Genomic DNA, 16,649 nt, shown 5'->3' on the forward strand with positions numbered 1-16,649 from the left:
GCTCCGCACCGCGCTGGCGGACCCGGGCGTCGACGGCGTGCTCGCCACCTCCGACATCCTCGACGACCTCGTGCTGCTCGGCGCGCTCGAGGACAAGGTGGTCTTCTCCTCGATGAACCGCGGCGGGCTCGTCGGCGCCACCTTCGAATTCGACGACCGGATGACCGGCGCGACCGCCGCGTCGACCGCCCGGTACCGCATGAACGGCGCGAAGATGCTCTGCCGGGTGGCGCTCGACGATCCCGGCACCCTGTCGATGATGACCGAGTGTGCCCGGGCCGTCGACGAACTCGCCGACCACGGCCTGATCGCTATGCTCGAGCCGTTCCTCTCCCGGCGCGTCGACGGCAAGGTCCGCAACGACCTGTCGCCCGACGCGGTCATCAAGTCGATCCACATCCTGCAGGGCATCGGATCCACCTCCGCCTACACCTGGATGAAACTGCCCGTGGTCGACGAGATGGAGCGGGTCATGGACGCCACCACGCTGCCGACCCTGCTGCTCGGCGGGGACCCCAGCGATCCCGACGCCGCCTTCGCCGCCTGGGAGAAGGCGCTGGGCCTGCCGTCCGTGCGCGGCCTCGTCGTCGGGCGCACCCTGCTGTACCCGCACGACGACGACGTCGCCGGCGCCGTCGCGACCGCCGTCTCGCTGGTGCGGTGAGCGCCGTGAACAGCAAGTACTACCTGCCCGCCCGCTCCACCGGCGAGGCCCCGTTCACCGTGGCCGTCACCCCCGAGACTGCCGGGTGGTCCGAATCCAGCCTGTGGGTCGTCGAACTCGGCCCCGGCGAGCACGTCGAGCACCGGTCCGGCGACGACGAGATCCTCGTCGTACCGCTGTCCGGCTCCGCCGAGGTGCGCTGCGCCGACGAGACGGTGACGCTCGCCGGCCGCCGGAGCGTCTTCGACGGCCCCACCGACTTCGCCTACGTCGGCGTCGACAGCTCCTTCCGGGTCGCGAGCGCGGCCGGTGGCCGCTTCGCGCTCTGCGGTGCCCGCGCCACCCGCCGGATGCCGTTCCGGTATGTCCCGGCCGCCGACGTTCCCGTCGAACTGCGCGGCGCGGGCAACTGCAGCCGTCAGGTGCACAACTTCGGCACCGCGGATGTCTTCGACGCCGACTCGATCATCGCGTGCGAGGTCATCACCCCGGGCGGCAACTGGTCGTCCTACCCCGCCCACAAGCACGACGAGAACACCGACGCCGAGTCCGAGCTCGAGGAGATCTACTACTTCGAGATCGACGAAGGCGAGACGGGCACAACAGGATTCGGTTTCCACCGGGTCTACGGCACGCCCGAGCGGCCGATCGAGGTGCTCGAGGAGGTCCGCAGCGGCGACGTCGTGCTCGTCCCGCACGGCTACCACGGCCCGTCCATCGCGGCCCCCGGCTACCACATGTACTACCTCAACGTGATGGCCGGACCCGGCCCCGAACGGGCCTGGCGCATCTGCGACGACCCCGCCCACACCTGGCTCCGCACCAGCTGGGAACACCAGGAGATCGATCCCCGACTGCCGCTCCACACCGGCCGCCCGCCCCAGAGCTCAGGAGAGTAGACCAGTGGCGCCCATCAACTCCGACCGCGACGGCGCGGTCACCGGAATCCGCACGCCGGACACCGAGCAGACCGTGCGCCTGACCGTGGCGCAGGCGACCGTGCGGTTCCTCGCCGCCCAGCACGTCGAACGCGACGGCGAGCGCACCCCGTTCTTCGCCGGCTGCTTCGGCATCTTCGGACACGGCAACGTCGCCGGCCTCGGCCAGGCTCTGCTGCAGGCCGAGACCGAGGACCTCGACGCCGGGCGCGAGCCCTCCCTGCCGTACGTGCTCGGCCGCAACGAACAGGCCATGGTGCACAGCGCCGTCGCCTACGCCCGCATGAAGGACCGCCTCCAGGCCTGGGCCGTGACCGCATCCGTCGGACCGGGCTCGACCAACATGGTCACCGGTGCCGCCCTCGCGACGATCAACCGCCTGCCCGTGCTGCTCCTGCCGGCGGACACGTTCGCCACCCGTGCCAGCGCTCCGGTCCTGCAGGAACTCGAACGTCCCGATTCCGGGGACGTCACCGTCAACGACTGCTTCCGTCCGGTGTCGCGCTTCTTCGACCGGGTCTGGCGGCCGGAGCAGCTGCCCGCGGCCCTGCTCGGCGCGATGCGGGTCCTCACCGACCCGGTCGAGACCGGCACCGCCACCGTCGCGATCCCGCAGGACGTGCAGGCGGAGGCGTTCGACTGGCCGGTGTCCCTGTTCGCCGAACGGACCTGGCACGTGGGCCGCCCGCTGCCCGAGCGCGCAGCGCTGGCCCGTGCGGCCGAGGCGATCCGGTCGGCGCGCCGGCCGTTGATCGTCGCCGGTGGCGGCGTCGTCTACAGCCGCGCGACGGACGCGCTGGCGCGGTTCTGCGAGCGCACCGGGATTCCGGTCGGGCAGAGTCAGGCCGGAAAGGGCTCGCTGCCCTACGACCACCCGCAGTCGGTGGGAGCGATCGGCTCGACCGGCACCACCGCCGCCAACGCCCTGGCCGCCGAGGCCGACCTGGTGATCGGGATCGGCACCCGCTACAGCGATTTCACCTCCGCGTCCCGCACCGCGTTCACCGACCCCGACGTGCGGTTCGTCAACATCAACGTGGCGTCGTTCGATGCGGTCAAGCAGGGCGCCGTCGGCGTGGTCGCCGACGCCCGCGAGACGATCGAGGCACTCGACGAGGCGCTGGCGGGCTACGCCGTCTCCGACGGCTACCGCGCCCTCGTCGCGCAGCTCGCCGCCGACTGGGAGGCGACCGTCGACGCCGTCTACTCCCCCGGCGTGCACGGCACGAACGTCGCGACGGGTGCCGAAGCCCTCACCCAGAACGAGGTCATCGGGCTCGTCAACGCCATCTCGGAACCGCGGGACGTCGTGGTGTGCGCCGCCGGGTCGATGCCCGGCGACCTGCACAAGCTGTGGCGCACCCGGGATCCCAAGGGCTACCACGTGGAATACGGCTACTCGTGCATGGGATACGAGGTCGCCGGCGGACTCGGCGTCGCGATGGCATGCCCCGACCGGGACGTCTTCGTGATGGTCGGGGACGGCTCCTACCTGATGATGGCCACCGAACTCGTCACCGCCGTGCAGGAGGGCGTGAAGGTGATCGTGGTGCTGGTGCAGAACCACGGATTCGCCTCCATCGGCTCGCTGTCGGAATCGCTCGGCTCGCAGCGCTTCGGCACCTCGTACCGCTATCGCAGCGACCGGGGCCGGCTGGACGGCGGCGTGCTGCCGGTGGATCTGGCGGCCAACGCCGCCAGCCTCGGCGTGGACGTCCTGCGGGCGACGACCGCCGCGGAGTTCGCCGACGCCCTCGAGGCCGCGAAGGCGTCCGACCGCGCCACCGTCGTCCACGTGGAGACGGACCCGCTCATCAGCGCACCCGACAGCGAATCCTGGTGGGACGTCCCCGTATCGGAGACCTCGACGCTCGAGTCCACACAGCAGGCCCGCGAGGTGTACGAGGCGTGGAAGAAGGTCCAGCGTCCCTACCTGCGCCCGTCCGAACCCGCGCCCGAATCGTCCTCCACCGACAACTGACCCCCACCGAGAGAAGGACACCCACCACATGAGCACCATCCGCGTCGGCTCCGCTCCCGACTCCTGGGGCGTCTGGTTTCCGGACGACCCGCAGCAGACGCCCTACACCCGTTTCCTCGACGAGGTGGCGGCGGCCGGCTACCGGTGGATCGAACTCGGCCCCTACGGCTATCTGCCCACCGAGCCGCAGCAGCTCACCGACGAGCTCGCGGCCCGCGACCTGAAGCTCTCTGCCGGCACGGTGTTCGAGCACCTCCACCAGGACGACTCCTGGGGCGCGGTGTGGTCCCAGATCGAGGACGTCGCCAAGCTCACCGCCGCGGTGGGCGGCACCCACGTCGTGGTGATCCCGGAGATGTGGCGGCATCCCGCGACCGGCGAGGTGCTCGAGGACCGCAACCTGACGCCGGAGCAGTGGCGCAAGAAGACCGGCGGCATGAACGAGCTCGGCAAGGCCATGTTCGAGAAGTACGGCGTGCGTGCCCAGTACCATCCGCACGCCGACAGCCACGTCGACACGGAAGAGAACGTCTACCGGTTCCTCGACGGCACCGATCCCGAGTTCGTCAACCTGTGCCTCGACACCGGTCACATCAGCTACTGCGGCGGCGACAACCTGGCGATCATCGCCAAGCACCCCGACCGGATCGGCTACCTGCACCTCAAGCAGGTCGATCCCGAGGTCCGCGCCAAGGTCGAGGCCGAGGACCTGCCGTTCGGCGAAGCCGTGCGCCTCGGCGCGATGACCGAACCGCCACGCGGCATCCCGGACATGCCGCCCCTGCTCGAGGCGGTCGAGCAGCTCGGGATCGACGTGTTCGCCATCGTCGAGCAGGACATGTACCCCTGCCCGGTCGACGCCCCGCTGCCGATCGCACAGCGTACCCGAAAGTACCTGGGGTCCTGCGGGATTCCAGCCGTCCGCTTCGTCTGAGTACGTCAGGAGCCACCGAGAATGTCCGACAACACCGATCTCCGCATCGCCGTGCTCGGCGTCGGCATGATGGGCGCCGACCACGTCGCCCGCATCACCGACCGCATCAGCGGCGCGCGCGTCACCGTGATCAACGATTACCTCACCGAGAAGGCCGAGCAGGTCGCCGCCACCGTGCCCGGCGCCCGCGTCGTCGCCGATCCGCTCGACGCGATCGCCGCCGACGACGTGGATGCCGTCGTGCTCGCCACCCCGGGACCCACGCACGAGAAGCAGCTGCTCGCCTGCCTCGACGCCGGCAAGCCCGTCATGTGCGAGAAGCCCCTGACCACCGACGCCGCGACGTCCCTCAAGATCGTCAAGCGCGAGGCCCAGCTCGGCAGGAAGCTGATCCAGGTCGGGTTCATGCGCCGGTTCGACGCGGAGTACGAACAGCTCAAGGCCGCCCTCGTCGCGGGCGAGCTGGGGCAGCCGCTCGTGATGCACTGCGCGCACCGCAACCCTGCGGTCCCGCCGTACTTCGACAGCGCGATGATCGTCAAGGATTCGATCGTGCACGAGGTCGACGTCACCCGGTTCCTGTTCGCCGAGGAGATCACCTCCGTGCAGATCATCAGGCCGACGGCCAACACGCTCTCCGGCTCCGATCTGCAGGATCCGCAGATCGCCATCTTCACCACCGAGACCGGCCGCCACGTCGACGTCGAGGCGTTCGTCACCACCGGCCTGGCGTACGAGGTGCGCACCGAGGTCGTCGGCGAGCTCGGCTCCGCGATGATCGGCCTGGACGTGGGACTGGTCCGCAAGACCCGCCCCGGCGTCTGGGGCGGCACCATCACGCCGGACTTCCGGGTGCGTTTCGGTGCCGCCTACGACGCCGAGATCCAGCGCTGGGTGCACGCGGTACGGTCGGGCGCCGAGACCGGCAGCTACGTCGACGGTCCCGGCGCCTGGGACGGCTACGCCGCCGCGGCGGTGTGCGAGGCCGGCGTCCGTTCGCTCGAGACCGGTGAGCGGGTCGCCGTGGACATGGTGGACCGCGCGTCCGTCCCGGGAGCGTGACCGCCGTGAAGATCGCACTGGATCCCACCCCGTTCCACCACTCCCACTCGCTGCTCGAGCTGCCCGGGGTCGTCGCCGAACTCGGCTACGAATACCTGCAACTGACCCCGCACGTGGACATGATCCCGTTCTTCAACCATCCGAAGGCGGACGACGCGCTGGTGGCCAAGTTCCGCAAGGCGTGCGCCGACGCGGGCGTCGGCATCGCCTCCGTGCTCCCCGTGCTGCGCTGGTCCGGTCCGGACGAGGATGCGCGTGAAGCCGCGGTGCGGTACTGGAAGCGCGCCATCCAGATCACGGTCGACCTGGGTGTGAACGTGATGAACACCGAATTCTCGGGCCGGCCGGAGAAGGCCGAGGAGTCCGAGCGGGCGTTCTACCGGTCGATGGAGGAACTCGTCCCGATCATCGAACGCGAGGGCATCGACGTCCGGATCGACCCGCACCCGGACGACTTCGTGGAGGACGGACTGGCCGCCATCCGGATGATCCGCGGTATCAATTCGAAGAACTTCGGACTGGTGTACGTCGCCTGCCACACCTATCACATGGGCGGCAACATGCTGGAGATCATGCGGACCGCCGGCGACATGCTCCGCCTGGTGCACGTCGCGGACACGATGGACCATCACGCCTCGCACGGCCTTCGCTACATCACCAATCCCCCCGGCAACGCGGTCCGTGTCCACCAGCACCTGAAGATCGGCGACGGCGACGTCGACTGGGACGAGTTCTTCGGGGGCCTCGCCGAGATCGGTTTCTACGACCGTGACGACACCGTGATGGAGGGAAGAGTCTGCAGATGTAATCCGAGCGGTTTAGCACGTGCTAATCCGTAGTGACGACCCTCACACATAGCCCCGGTATATGTCAAGACATATGCCCATATTCATCACCCGCGCGCACAGGACAGGCCGCCGGCGCGCCCCTCGTCGCGGGGATGCGTCGGCGGCCTGTCGAAGCGCGGGGACCACTCCACCGCCCGAACGGGCGCGGAGAAGCGCCACGACGGCCGGACCGGCGGCACCGGAGGGAAACCGGCTACGAAACGAGGTTGGCTGCAGCCCATTTCATATGGGAACGCACGGCGGCGGCCGCTTCGTCGGAGTCGCCGGTTTCGATGGCGTCGACGATGGCGCTGTGCCGTCCGACGTCCATGTTGCCGACAGCCTTTTCCAGGCCGGCGAACATGATGGACATGCGGATCGACCCTTCGAGGGACTGCCACGAGTGCATCAGTGTCTCGTTGCCGGTCAGACGGCAGAGGATGCGGTGGAAGTTCAGATCCGCCTCGATGCGCGCATCGAGATCGTGCTCGGCACGCGCCATGATGTCGAGCGCCGCGCGCAGGGCCGGGACCACGGTGGAGCGGTCGGGAAGCTCGGCGAGCTCCCGGACCGCGAGGGCTTCGAGGGCCGCGCGGACGGCGAAGATGTCGCGGATCTCCTTGGCGTCGAGGTGGCGCACGTAGAGCCGGCCCCGGGCGCCGGCGGAGATCAGGCCTTCCTGCTGGAGCTGGCGCATGGCCTCGCGCAAGGTGCCGCGGCTGATCTGCAGCATCTCGGACAGCTCGGTTTCGACGAGCGGGCTGCTGGGGGCGAGGGCGCCGCTGGTGATCGCGCTGCGCAGAGCCGCGACGGCCTGCTGGCGCAAACTGGTCTTCTCCAGTCCGAGCAGCGCGGCAGGGTGTGCGGCCATTGATGCCTCCAGGCGGTGTCAGCGGGCGACTGTCGACAGCAGTCTGTCGACAATGATACGGGCCCGCGCCGGCGGCGGCGCGGGCCCGTCCACACTGCGTCAGCTCAGCTCAGCTCGTCCAGGACGCGGGCGACGATGCGGTCGGTGCTCAGGCCGTAACGATCGTGCAGCGTCGGCAGGGCACCGGCGTCGAGGAAGCGGTCGGGCAGCGCGATCGGGGTGATCTTCCGGCCCAGGCCCGCCCCGGCGGCGGCAGCGGCCACCGTTTCGAACAGCCCTCCGACGACCGTGTGATTCTCGAGGGTGACCACGAGGCGGTCCGTGTCGATCTCGGCGAGCACGGTGGCGGCGTCGAACGGTTTGATCGTCGGGGTGTGGACCACGGCGACATCGACGTTGTGCCGGGACAGCTCCTGCGCCGCCTGCAGTGCCCGCATGGTCATCAGGCCGCTGGCGACGAAGACCACGTCGTTGCCGTCGCGCAGCACCTTGGCCTTGCCGAGCTCGAAGGTGTAGTCGTACTCGTCGAGGACGGTGGCGACCTTGCCGCGCAGCAATCGCAGATAGGTCGGCCCCTCGCAGGCGGCCAGTTGTGGTACCGCCTGCTCGATGTCGACCGAGTCGCACGGGTCGACGATCGTCAGGTTGGGCATGCCCCGGAAGATGGCGATGTCCTCGGTGGCCTGGTGGCTCGGGCCGTAGCCGGTGGTCAGGCCGGGCAGGCCGCCGACGATGTTGACGTTGAGGTTCGGTTCGGCGATGTCCAGGCACAGGAAGTCGTAGGCGCGACGGGCGGCGAACACCGAGTAGGTCGAGGCGAACGGCACCAGTCCGGTTTCGGCCATGCCGGCGGCGGCGCCGAGCAGCAGCTGCTCGGCCATGCCCATCTGGAAGAAGCGGTCCGGGAACGCCTCGGCGAAGATGTGCATGTCGGTGTACTTGGCCAGATCCGCGGACAGTCCGACGATCTTGTCGTTCTCCCGTGCCGCCGCGACCAGTGCGTGGCCGAACGGCGCGGCGGTCGTCTTCTGGCCGGGGTCGACGAAGGAGGCGATCATCGCCGACGTCTTGAGCTTGGGGGCGGTGGTGGTCATCGAGCATCCTCGAGGTCGTATCCGGCGGTCAACTGGTCGCGGCAGATCTGCCATTCGTGCTCGTCGATGCGCATGAAGTGGGCCTTCTCCCTGGTCTCCAGCAACGGCACGCCCTTGCCGACTCGCGTGTCGCACAGGACGACCGCCGGCGCGCCGCGCACGGCGGCACCGGCCGCGGCCTCGTCGAAGGCGCCGAGCAGGGCGCCGGTGTCGTTGCCGTCGACGCGGTAGGTGCGCCAGCCGCAGGCGGTCCACTTGTCGTGCACGGGTTCGGTGCTCAGTACCCCGGCGGTCGGGCCGTCGGCCTGCAGGGCGTTGATGTCGACCATCGCGATCAGGTTGCCGAGCTGGTGGTGGTGCGCGCTCATCGCCGCTTCCCAGGTCGAACCTTCGTCGAGCTCACCGTCGGACAGGAAGTTGAACACCCGTGCCTGCGAGTCCTGGTGGCGCAGACCCAGGGCCATTCCCACGGCGATGGGGAGACCGTGCCCGAGCGAGCCTCCGGAGATCTCCATGCCGGGGGTGTAGGTCGACATACCCGACATCGGGAGGCGGGAATCGTCCGAGCCGTACGTCAGCAGTTCGTCGCGGGGAACGATCCCGGCCTCGGCGAGCGCTGCGTACAGGCCGATGGCGTAGTGGCCGGTCGAGAGCAGGAACCGGTCGCGGCCGGCCCAGTCCGGGTCGTCGGCACGGAACCGGAGGTGCTCCGCGTAGACGGTGGCCAGGATGTCGGCCGCGCCGAGGGCCTGTCCGACGTAGCCCTGGCCCTGTTCCTGGCCCATGTCGAGCACATTGTGCCTGAGACGGTAGGCGAACTCGTCGACGGCGGCGAGGCGGCGGTCGCGATGGACGGCGCCGGCGTGCGCAGTGGTGGTCACAGCAGTTCCTTTTCCTTGGTGCTCGATGCCGTCCCGGACCGGTGGCGCAGCGTTGCGCCGCCGGGGCCGGAGGCGTGTTCTTCTGAGCGGGTGGCCTCGTCGGCGAGGCGACGTTCGGCCGCACCCCAGGTCTCCCGGGTGAGCAGGGCGGTGATCAAGCCGATCAGCCCGAAGGCACTGAACAGCAGGGCCGGGCCGACCCAGCCGAGAGAGACGTAGAGCAGGGTGGTGACGAACGGGGTGAAGCCGGAGACCATGGCCGAGATCTGGTAGGCCAGGGAGGCGCCCGACGCGCGCCGCGCCGCCTGGAACAGTTCGGGGAACCAGGCACCCTGGGCGCCGGCGAGGGCGTTCTGGCACACCGCGTAGGCGATGACGATCGTGGCGACGATCAGGACGAACAGGCCGGTGTTGACCAGCAGGAACATCGGCACGCCGAACAGGGCGGCGAAGGCGCACACGCCCAGGTACACCGGGCGCCGCCCGATGCGGTCCGTCAGGGCGGCCCAGGCGAAGGTGGCGACGATGCCGATCGCGGAGGCGACGCACAGCGCCAGGAGCGTTTCGGATTTTCCGGCCAGGTCGTTGGTGTGCAGGTAGGAGATCATGTAGGTGATCGAGACGGCGTATCCGGCGGTTTCGGCGACCCGCAGCCCGATGCCGCGCAGGATGTCGCGCCAGTCCTTCCTGATCGACTCGAGCACCGGGGACGCGGCGATCTCGCCGCTGTCCTTGACGTCTTCGAAGACCGGCGACTCGGGCACCTTGGACCGGATGATCAGGCCCACGGCAACCAGGACGATGCTGGCGAGGAACGGTACGCGCCACGCCCAGTCACCGTCGAGGTGCACGCTGAAGAGAAAGACGAGATTCGCCAGCAGCAGTCCGACCGGGAAGCCGGCCTGGACGATGCCGGTGTAGCGGCCCTTGGCCTTCCAGGGGGCGTGTTCGTAGCTCATCAGGATCGCCCCGCCCCACTCGGCGCCGAAGGCCAGACCCTGGACGATCCGCACCGTCACCAGCAGGGCCGGGGCGACGAGTCCGACCTGGGTGTAGGTCGGTAGCAGGCCGATCGCGAACGTGGCCAGGCCCATGACGATGAGGGAGGCGACCAGGACGGGCTTGCGCCCGATCCTGTCCCCGAGGTGTCCGCCGAGGATGCCGCCGAGGGGCCTGGCCGCGAATCCGACACCGAGGGTGGCGAAGGCGGCGAGGGTACCGATGACCGGATCGCCGCTGGGAAAGAAGGCGGTACCGAAGTACAGGGCAGCGGCGGTGCCGAAGCCGATGAAGTCGTAGGTCTCGATGACCGCCCCTACCGAGGAGCCGATCGCGACGCGTTTCGCGTCTTTCGTGCCGTGGACGGGACCACGCATCCGGAGAGCATCGGTGCTCATGAACATCTCCTCTTCGAACCGGGAGGACCGGTGGGGATCGGGCAGTGGATGTCGACTGTCAACAGTGTGCACCGAGTGTGACCGCCGCCACCAGCCCCTGTCAACCGTCAATCTTCGACCGTTGACTGTTGACAGTGAATCGTTCTACCGTGGTCCCCATCACCCCGCTTCCTCGAAGGAGTTCTCGTGGTCCACGACCGGCTCGGCTGCTCGTCGATCAGCTTCCGTCACCTCGGGCTGAGCGACGCGCTCTCCACCATCGCCGAACTCGGGTTCGCCGAAATCGATCTCGGAGCCCTGCCGGGAGTGTGCGACCACGTCCCCTTCGGGCTCGACACCGCCGGCGTCGAACAGGTGACCAAGGAGGTGGCCGCGTCGGGCCTGCGCGTGCGCAGCGTCAACGGCGACATCGGCGACCTCAACCTGCCCCTGACCCCGGCACAGCGCGACGAGCGGAGACGTCACCTCGATCGGCTGCTCACCCTCACCGCCGGCGTCGGGGCCCGGGCGCTGGTCCTGCCGTGCGGAGCCCTCGACCACACCCCGGTCCGGTCATTGGACGAGGACCTCGATGCCGTTGCCGCCCAATTGGAGTGGGCAGCCGACACGGCCCACACGTTCGGCGTGGCCCTGTGGACCGAGTCGTTGCACGTGTACCGGTTGTGCTGCGACACCGCACGTGCCGCGCAACTGACCGCCCGACTCTCCCCCGAGATCGGGATCGTGATGGACTTCAGCCACATCGTCGCTTCCGGCGGCGACCCGGTCGGCTTCGTCGGCCTGTTCGGCCATCGCATCACCCATGTGCACCTGCGCGATGCCGTCCCGGGGAACATCAATCTCGGCATCGGCAACGGCGCCGCCGATTTCGCCGCCGGCATCGACGCCCTCACCGCCTTCGGATACGCGGGCCACTTCAGCCTCGAACTCGAAACCCGCGACATCACCGACGCGCAGCGCCCCGCCGGCACCGCGGAGGCGGCCCGCCTCATCTCCCCCCTCATTCCCTGACCCAGCCATCAACAGCCATCGAGGAGAAACCCATGTCTTCCACCCAGCGCACCGCCGTCGTCACCGGCGCCACCTCCGAGCGCGGCATCGGCATCGCCCCCGCCCGCCGCTACGCCGAAGACGGCTGGGCCGTCGTCGTCCTCGACCTGGACGGTGAAAAGTCCGCCAAGGTCGCCGCGGAGATCGGCAGCGACTACTCCGTCCCGGCGTTCGGCCACGACATCGACGTCGCCGACGAGGCCTCCGTCCAGCGCGCGCACGACGCCGTCGCCGCCGAAGTCGCCGCAGGAACCCTCCCGCCCGTCGGGGCCCTCGCCAACATCGCGGGCATCACGTCACCGGTGCCGTTCCTCGACACCACCCTCGAACTGTGGAACAAGGTCATGGCCGTCAACGCCACCGGCACCTACCTGGTGACCCGCGCCTTCCTGCCGGCGATGATCGACAACGGCTGGGGCCGGATCGTCAACATGTCGTCCGTCTCCGCCCAGCGCGGCGGCGGCGTCTTCGGCAAGGTCCCCTACTCCTCCGCCAAGGCCGCCGTCCTCGGCTTCACCAAGTCCCTCGCCCGCGAACTCGGAGACACCGGAGTGACCGTCAACGCCGTCACCCCCGGAGCGGTCGACACCGGCATCCGGGTGGGCAGCACCCCCGAGCAGGAAGCGGCCATCTGCCGCGACATCCCGCTCGGCCGCACCGCCGGCACCCGCGAAGTGGCCTCGGTCATCACGTTCCTCTCCTCCGAGGACGCCGCATACCTCACCGGCACCACCGTCGACATCAACGGCGGCAGCCACATGCACTGACCGCCGGGATCCGTGCCCGGACAGGTTCACAACTACCGACAGACACGGCCCCGCACCTCCTCACCGCGCACGCGGCAGGGAGACCGTGCACTCACACGACAGTGCGGTGTCGACTCGCACCCACCGACGACCATGAGCACACCGCCCGCCCGCGCCTCCGCGGAACTCGCCGTGCCGTCCCGCGACGAGCGGGAGGACTGGACCGCCCGCGCCGACTGCCGGTTCGTCGAGCCGTCCGTGTTCTTCGGCCCGGACGACGAGCCACGCGGTGCCCGCCTACGACGGGAACGCACCGCGAAACAGATCTGCCACACCTGCCCGGTCCGAATCCCGTGCCGTGCTTATGCACTCGACAGCCGGCAGAGGTACGGCGTCTGGGGCGGCACCACCGAAGCGGAACGCCGAGCCCGGCACCCCGCCCTCCCGGCAGCCGTCCCGCCGGAACCGAGGTGACACGATCACCTCTTTCACCCGTGAACCGGTGACACCGAACCCGTGTCACCGGTTCACGAGTCCGCCATCGCCCACGAAGCACCTCGGTCGTGCGGCGGAATGCCGTGGCGGCGAGTGAAACCCGGTACGCCGCGGGCCGCGATCCCGGTCTCGGTCTCGGTCTCGGTCTCGGCGAGGTTCAGCTCGCCAGGAACTCCAGCAGCACCTTGTTCACGGCCTCCGGCTGCTCGAGGTAGCCGTAGTGCCCGGCGTCCGGGATCTCCTGGTAGCTCGCGCCGGGGATCGCGTCGGCGACCTCCCGCGACAGGTACGCCGGGATCATCCGGTCGTCGGCGAAACCGACGGCCAGGCACGGCACCCGCACCGCCCGGTAGGCCGCGCGACGGTCGAACTCGCGGTCCATTCCCAGCTGCGCCCGCACGCCCGGCGACGTCTTGCCGCCGGTGAACTCGAACACGTCGAGCCAGTCCCGCGCGGTGTGCGGGTCGGCCAGCGACGCCGGCGACAGGTTCATCACGGCCGTGACCGCCGCCCGGTACTTCGGGGGCAGCTCGACACGGCTGTCGTACAGCTGCCGCTCGCCCTCGGTCAGGGTGAGCTGGAACTGGTCCATGCGCGCGTGCCCGGCCAGGAACACCGCCTTGCGCACCAGGTCCGGGCGCGCCAGCGTCAGCTCCTGCGCGACACGCGCGCCCATCGAGGTGCCCACCACGTACGCGGGACCGCCGAGCAGCTCGATCAGTCCGGCGGTGTCGGCCACCAGGTCGTCGATGGTCATGCCGCCGAGGCTCTCCCCCGACGGCGCGATGCCGCGGTTGTCGAAGGTGGCGACGCGGTAGCCGGCCTGGACCAGCGCGGGGACCTGGTGCAGGTCCCAGACCCGGCCGGGGCTGCCCGTCCCCATGATCAGCACGACGAGGTCGCCGGTCCCCTTGACCTGGTAGTTCAGCGGGATGCCGTTGATTGTCGCGATGGGCATGAAAACCTTCCTGAGGTGGGTGGCACGGGTGCGGCCGTACGGCCGCACGGGCACAACGGACCGATCCACACTACCCTGCACCGCAGGTCGCGGCCCTGGCAGCACATCTCAGCCGCCGGCCTGCCAGGCCCGCCACAGCCGCGCATAGCGGCCCCCGGCGGCGACGAGCGCCGCGTGCGGTCCCTCCTCGACGACCCGGCCCGCCTCGAGCACGACGACCCGGTCCGCCGCCGCGGCCTGCGTCAGCCGATGCGCCACGACCAGGGCGGTGCGTCCCCGCGTCACGACGGCCGCGGCCGCTTCGAGGGCCCGTGCGCCCGCGCTGCCGGCCTCCGCGGTCGCCTCGTCGAGCACCACCACCGGTGGATCGGCGATCAGCACCCGCGCCAGCGCGAGCTGCTGGGCCTGGGCCGCGGTCAGGGGATGTCCGCCCTCGCCGACGACCGTGTGCAGGCCGTCGCCGAGCGCGCGGACCCACTCGCCGGCCCCGACCGCGTCGAGTGCCGCTTCCACCTCGTCCGCGGTGGCGCCGGGCCTGGCCAGCCGCACGTCGTCGAGCAATGGCCCGGCGAACACGTGCACCTCCTGGCTGACGATCACGACGCTGCGACGCAGCCGCGGTCCGAGTTCGCCGAGCGACCGGCCGTCGATACGGACCTCCCCCGAGGCGGGCGTGACGACGCCGGCCGCGGCCGCGGCGACCGTCGACTTCCCGGCGCCGGTCGACCCGACCAGGGCCACCGTCTCCCCCGGCCCGACCTTCAGGTCCACGCCGTGCAGGACCTCCGGCCCGTGCAGGTACCGGTGCCGCACCCCGGCCAGTTCCAGCGCCGGCGGACCGTCGCGTCGGACGTCGCGCGGAGCGTCGCGCTCCGGCGGCTGCGCCGGGAGCTCGGCGACGCCCACGAGGCGGGCCAGGCTGGCACCCGCGGACTGGACGTCGTCGAAGGTGAAGAGCAGGAGCCCGAGCGGCGAGAACAGGCGGTGGAACAGCAGTGCCGCCGCGGTGGCCTCGCCGACGGTCACCGCATCCGCCCGCACCAGCACGAACCCGGCGACGAGAAGCGCCGAGAGACCGACGAATTCGGCCCGGTTGGCGCGGCCCGCGAACCGGGTGAACAGGCCGAACACGCCGACGGTGAGGTCGCGGGCGCGGCCCGACGCGGCGTCGATGCCGGACAGGTGGGCCGGGTCGAGCCCGTAGGCGCGGACGGTGCGCACACCGTGCATGCTGCTGACGAGTGCCTGCGACCGTTCTCCCATCGCCACCCGCTCCGCGGCGTACAGCGGCGCCGACCGGGGCAGGTACCAGCGCAGGGCGAGCGCATACAGCGGCAGCGCGACGAGCCCGGCGAGCCCGAGCCGCCAGTCGATCCCGACCATGGCCGCGACGCTGACCACCACCAGCATCAGCGCCGCCACCAGCTGCGGCACCACCGAGACCAGCGCCTTTGCCAGCACCGCGACGTCGTCGCCGACACGGGAGAGGACGTCGCCGTGCCCGGCACGTTCGACGGTCTCGGTGGGCAGGCGCAGCACCCGCGCCAGGACCGTCTCGCGCAGCCGGGCCAGCACCGTCTCGCCCAGTCGCGCAACGAGGTGCAGGCCGGCGCCGTCGAGCACCCCGCCGACGACCGCCGCGGCTGCGATCAGCGCGACGACCCACCCGAGCGTGGCCATCGGCGCCTGTTCGCGCACCCGGTCGACGAGGATGCCGAGGACGCGCACCGGCACCACGGAGGCCACCGCGGCCCCGACGGACACCGCCACGGTGAGCGCGACCCGGCCCGGCGCGGCGCGCAGCTGCGCCCCCAGCCAGCGCCACGACCGTCCGGCGGAGGCGATCGGCAACAGCTCGGACTCGTACGCCGTCATCGCAGCACCGCCGCCCGGTAGGTGGGGTGTGTGGCGGCCAGTTCGGCGTGGGTGCCGGCGGCGACAATCCTGCCGTCGTCGACCACGACCACGCGGTCGGCGACGGCGAGCAGCGCCGGGCTCGAGGTGATGACGACGGTCGTGTGCTCGCCCCCGTCGTGCCGGACGCGCGCGATCCCCTCCGCGACGGCCTGCTCGGTGACGGCGTCGACGGCGGTGGTCGGCTCGTGCAGCACCAGTACCGGGGCGCGCCGCGCCAGCGCCCGCGCCAGCGCCACCCGCTGTCGCTGCCCGCCGGACAGGCTGCTGCCGCGGTCGACGATCCGCTGGTCGAGACCGTCGGGGTGGGTGTCGGCGACCTGCCCGGCGGCGGAGGCGCGGAGCACCTCCGGGGGTATGCCCCCGGACGGGTCGCACATGCCCGCGGTGATGTTGCCGGCGAGCGTGCCGGCGAACAGGTCGCTGTGGTGCGGTTCGGCGAGGACGGTCCGGCGTGCGGCGACGGGGTCGAGCGCGCCGAGCGGGACTCCCCCGACGGTCAGCTCGCCGCGGACGTCCTCCGGCGGCACCTGCCCGGACAGCACGTCGGCGAGGGCCTCCGCGTCCTGCGGCCGGTGGGCGAGGACACCGAGCAGTTCCCCCGGCGCGACGGTCAGGTCCATCCCGCGCAGCGACCGGTAGCCGAGTCCGCGCAACACGAGGCGGCCGTCCGACGGTGTCCCGGTTCCGGCCGGCAGCAGCGGCGGCGCGTGCAGCACCAGCGACAGCCGGTCGGCGGAGGCGCGGGACGCGGCCCACGACGACGGCAGGGCGGCGAGCGTCCCGAGGGGTTCGACGACGAACTGGGCCAGGCCCACGACGGTGATGAGCTCGCCG

At 70.7% G+C, this 16,649-nt stretch carries 16 protein-coding genes; 9 read left to right on the forward strand and 7 right to left on the reverse strand.

The window, feature by feature from the left end; translation table 11 throughout:
- From CQZ88_RS12875 to CQZ88_RS12900, 6 genes are all read left to right on the forward strand, one after another.
- On the forward strand, positions 1–664 hold a 664-nt coding region (locus CQZ88_RS12875), incomplete at its 5' end, for an aldolase (protein ID WP_258008578.1).
- A gap of 5 nt (positions 665–669) precedes the next feature.
- On the forward strand, positions 670–1,563 hold the full coding sequence (iolB, locus tag CQZ88_RS12880; protein WP_065923540.1) for a 5-deoxy-glucuronate isomerase: 894 nt from the start codon (positions 670–672) through the stop codon (positions 1,561–1,563).
- 4 nt (positions 1,564–1,567) lie between these two features.
- Entirely contained in the window at positions 1,568–3,583 is a 2,016-nt protein-coding gene (gene iolD, locus CQZ88_RS12885; protein WP_006937909.1) for a 3D-(3,5/4)-trihydroxycyclohexane-1,2-dione acylhydrolase (decyclizing), read from the forward strand.
- Positions 3,584–3,611: 28 nt separating this feature from the next.
- Complete coding sequence (locus tag CQZ88_RS12890; protein ID WP_102799833.1) at positions 3,612–4,517, forward strand: sugar phosphate isomerase/epimerase; 906 nt, start codon at positions 3,612–3,614, stop codon at positions 4,515–4,517.
- 21 nt (positions 4,518–4,538) lie between these two features.
- Positions 4,539–5,579 carry a Gfo/Idh/MocA family protein gene (locus CQZ88_RS12895; RefSeq protein ID WP_102799834.1) on the forward strand — a complete coding sequence of 347 codons (1,041 nt, stop codon included), beginning with the start codon at positions 4,539–4,541 and terminating at the stop codon, positions 5,577–5,579.
- A 5-nt stretch (positions 5,580–5,584) separates the two neighbouring features.
- Positions 5,585–6,418, forward strand: coding sequence for a sugar phosphate isomerase/epimerase family protein (locus CQZ88_RS12900; protein ID WP_065923541.1), 834 nt, complete (start codon positions 5,585–5,587; stop codon positions 6,416–6,418).
- A 202-nt stretch (positions 6,419–6,620) separates the two neighbouring features.
- Here the strand turns inward: CQZ88_RS12900 and CQZ88_RS12905 are convergent, their stop codons facing one another.
- The 4 genes from CQZ88_RS12905 to CQZ88_RS12920 form a co-directional block, all read right to left on the reverse strand.
- A complete protein-coding gene (locus CQZ88_RS12905; RefSeq protein ID WP_006937902.1) occupies positions 6,621–7,277 on the reverse strand; it encodes a GntR family transcriptional regulator in 657 nt (218 codons plus the stop codon).
- A 104-nt stretch (positions 7,278–7,381) separates the two neighbouring features.
- Positions 7,382–8,371 carry a transketolase family protein gene (locus tag CQZ88_RS12910; protein WP_006937901.1) on the reverse strand — a complete coding sequence of 330 codons (990 nt, stop codon included), beginning with the start codon at positions 8,369–8,371 and terminating at the stop codon, positions 7,382–7,384.
- On the reverse strand, positions 8,368–9,252 hold the full coding sequence (locus CQZ88_RS12915) for a transketolase (RefSeq protein ID WP_006937900.1): 885 nt from the start codon (positions 9,250–9,252) through the stop codon (positions 8,368–8,370). The genes CQZ88_RS12910 and CQZ88_RS12915 overlap by 4 nt, the downstream gene beginning before the upstream one ends.
- Positions 9,249–10,649, reverse strand: coding sequence for an MFS transporter (locus tag CQZ88_RS12920; protein WP_029541079.1), 1,401 nt, complete (start codon positions 10,647–10,649; stop codon positions 9,249–9,251). Before CQZ88_RS12920 ends, CQZ88_RS12915 begins: the two co-directional genes overlap by 4 nt.
- A 186-nt stretch (positions 10,650–10,835) precedes the next feature.
- Here CQZ88_RS12920 and CQZ88_RS12925 point away from each other — a divergent pair, with 186 nt between their 5' ends.
- The 3 genes from CQZ88_RS12925 to CQZ88_RS12935 all read left to right on the forward strand — a co-directional run bounded on the left by CQZ88_RS12925 (position 10,836) and on the right by CQZ88_RS12935 (position 12,919).
- Positions 10,836–11,660, forward strand: coding sequence for a sugar phosphate isomerase/epimerase (locus tag CQZ88_RS12925; protein WP_029541076.1), 825 nt, complete (start codon positions 10,836–10,838; stop codon positions 11,658–11,660).
- A gap of 32 nt (positions 11,661–11,692) precedes the next feature.
- Complete coding sequence (locus tag CQZ88_RS12930) at positions 11,693–12,466, forward strand: SDR family NAD(P)-dependent oxidoreductase (RefSeq protein ID WP_102799835.1); 774 nt, start codon at positions 11,693–11,695, stop codon at positions 12,464–12,466.
- A 132-nt stretch (positions 12,467–12,598) separates the two neighbouring features.
- On the forward strand, positions 12,599–12,919 hold the full coding sequence (locus tag CQZ88_RS12935; RefSeq protein ID WP_081636978.1) for a WhiB family transcriptional regulator: 321 nt from the start codon (positions 12,599–12,601) through the stop codon (positions 12,917–12,919).
- Between the two features lie 178 nt (positions 12,920–13,097).
- Here the strand turns inward: CQZ88_RS12935 and CQZ88_RS12940 are convergent, their stop codons facing one another.
- From CQZ88_RS12940 to CQZ88_RS12950, 3 genes are all read right to left on the reverse strand, one after another.
- Positions 13,098–13,898 carry an alpha/beta fold hydrolase gene (locus tag CQZ88_RS12940; protein WP_006937895.1) on the reverse strand — a complete coding sequence of 267 codons (801 nt, stop codon included), beginning with the start codon at positions 13,896–13,898 and terminating at the stop codon, positions 13,098–13,100.
- 108 nt (positions 13,899–14,006) lie between these two features.
- Complete coding sequence (locus CQZ88_RS12945; protein WP_102799836.1) at positions 14,007–15,773, reverse strand: ABC transporter ATP-binding protein; 1,767 nt, start codon at positions 15,771–15,773, stop codon at positions 14,007–14,009.
- On the reverse strand, positions 15,770–16,649 hold an 880-nt coding region (locus CQZ88_RS12950), incomplete at its 5' end, for an ABC transporter ATP-binding protein (RefSeq protein WP_146034300.1). The genes CQZ88_RS12945 and CQZ88_RS12950, both read right to left, overlap by 4 nt.

This window comes from Rhodococcus sp. ENV425 (assembly GCF_002887785.1).
In the GTDB taxonomy this organism is placed as follows: Bacteria; Actinomycetota; Actinomycetes; order Mycobacteriales; family Mycobacteriaceae; genus Rhodococcus; species Rhodococcus aetherivorans.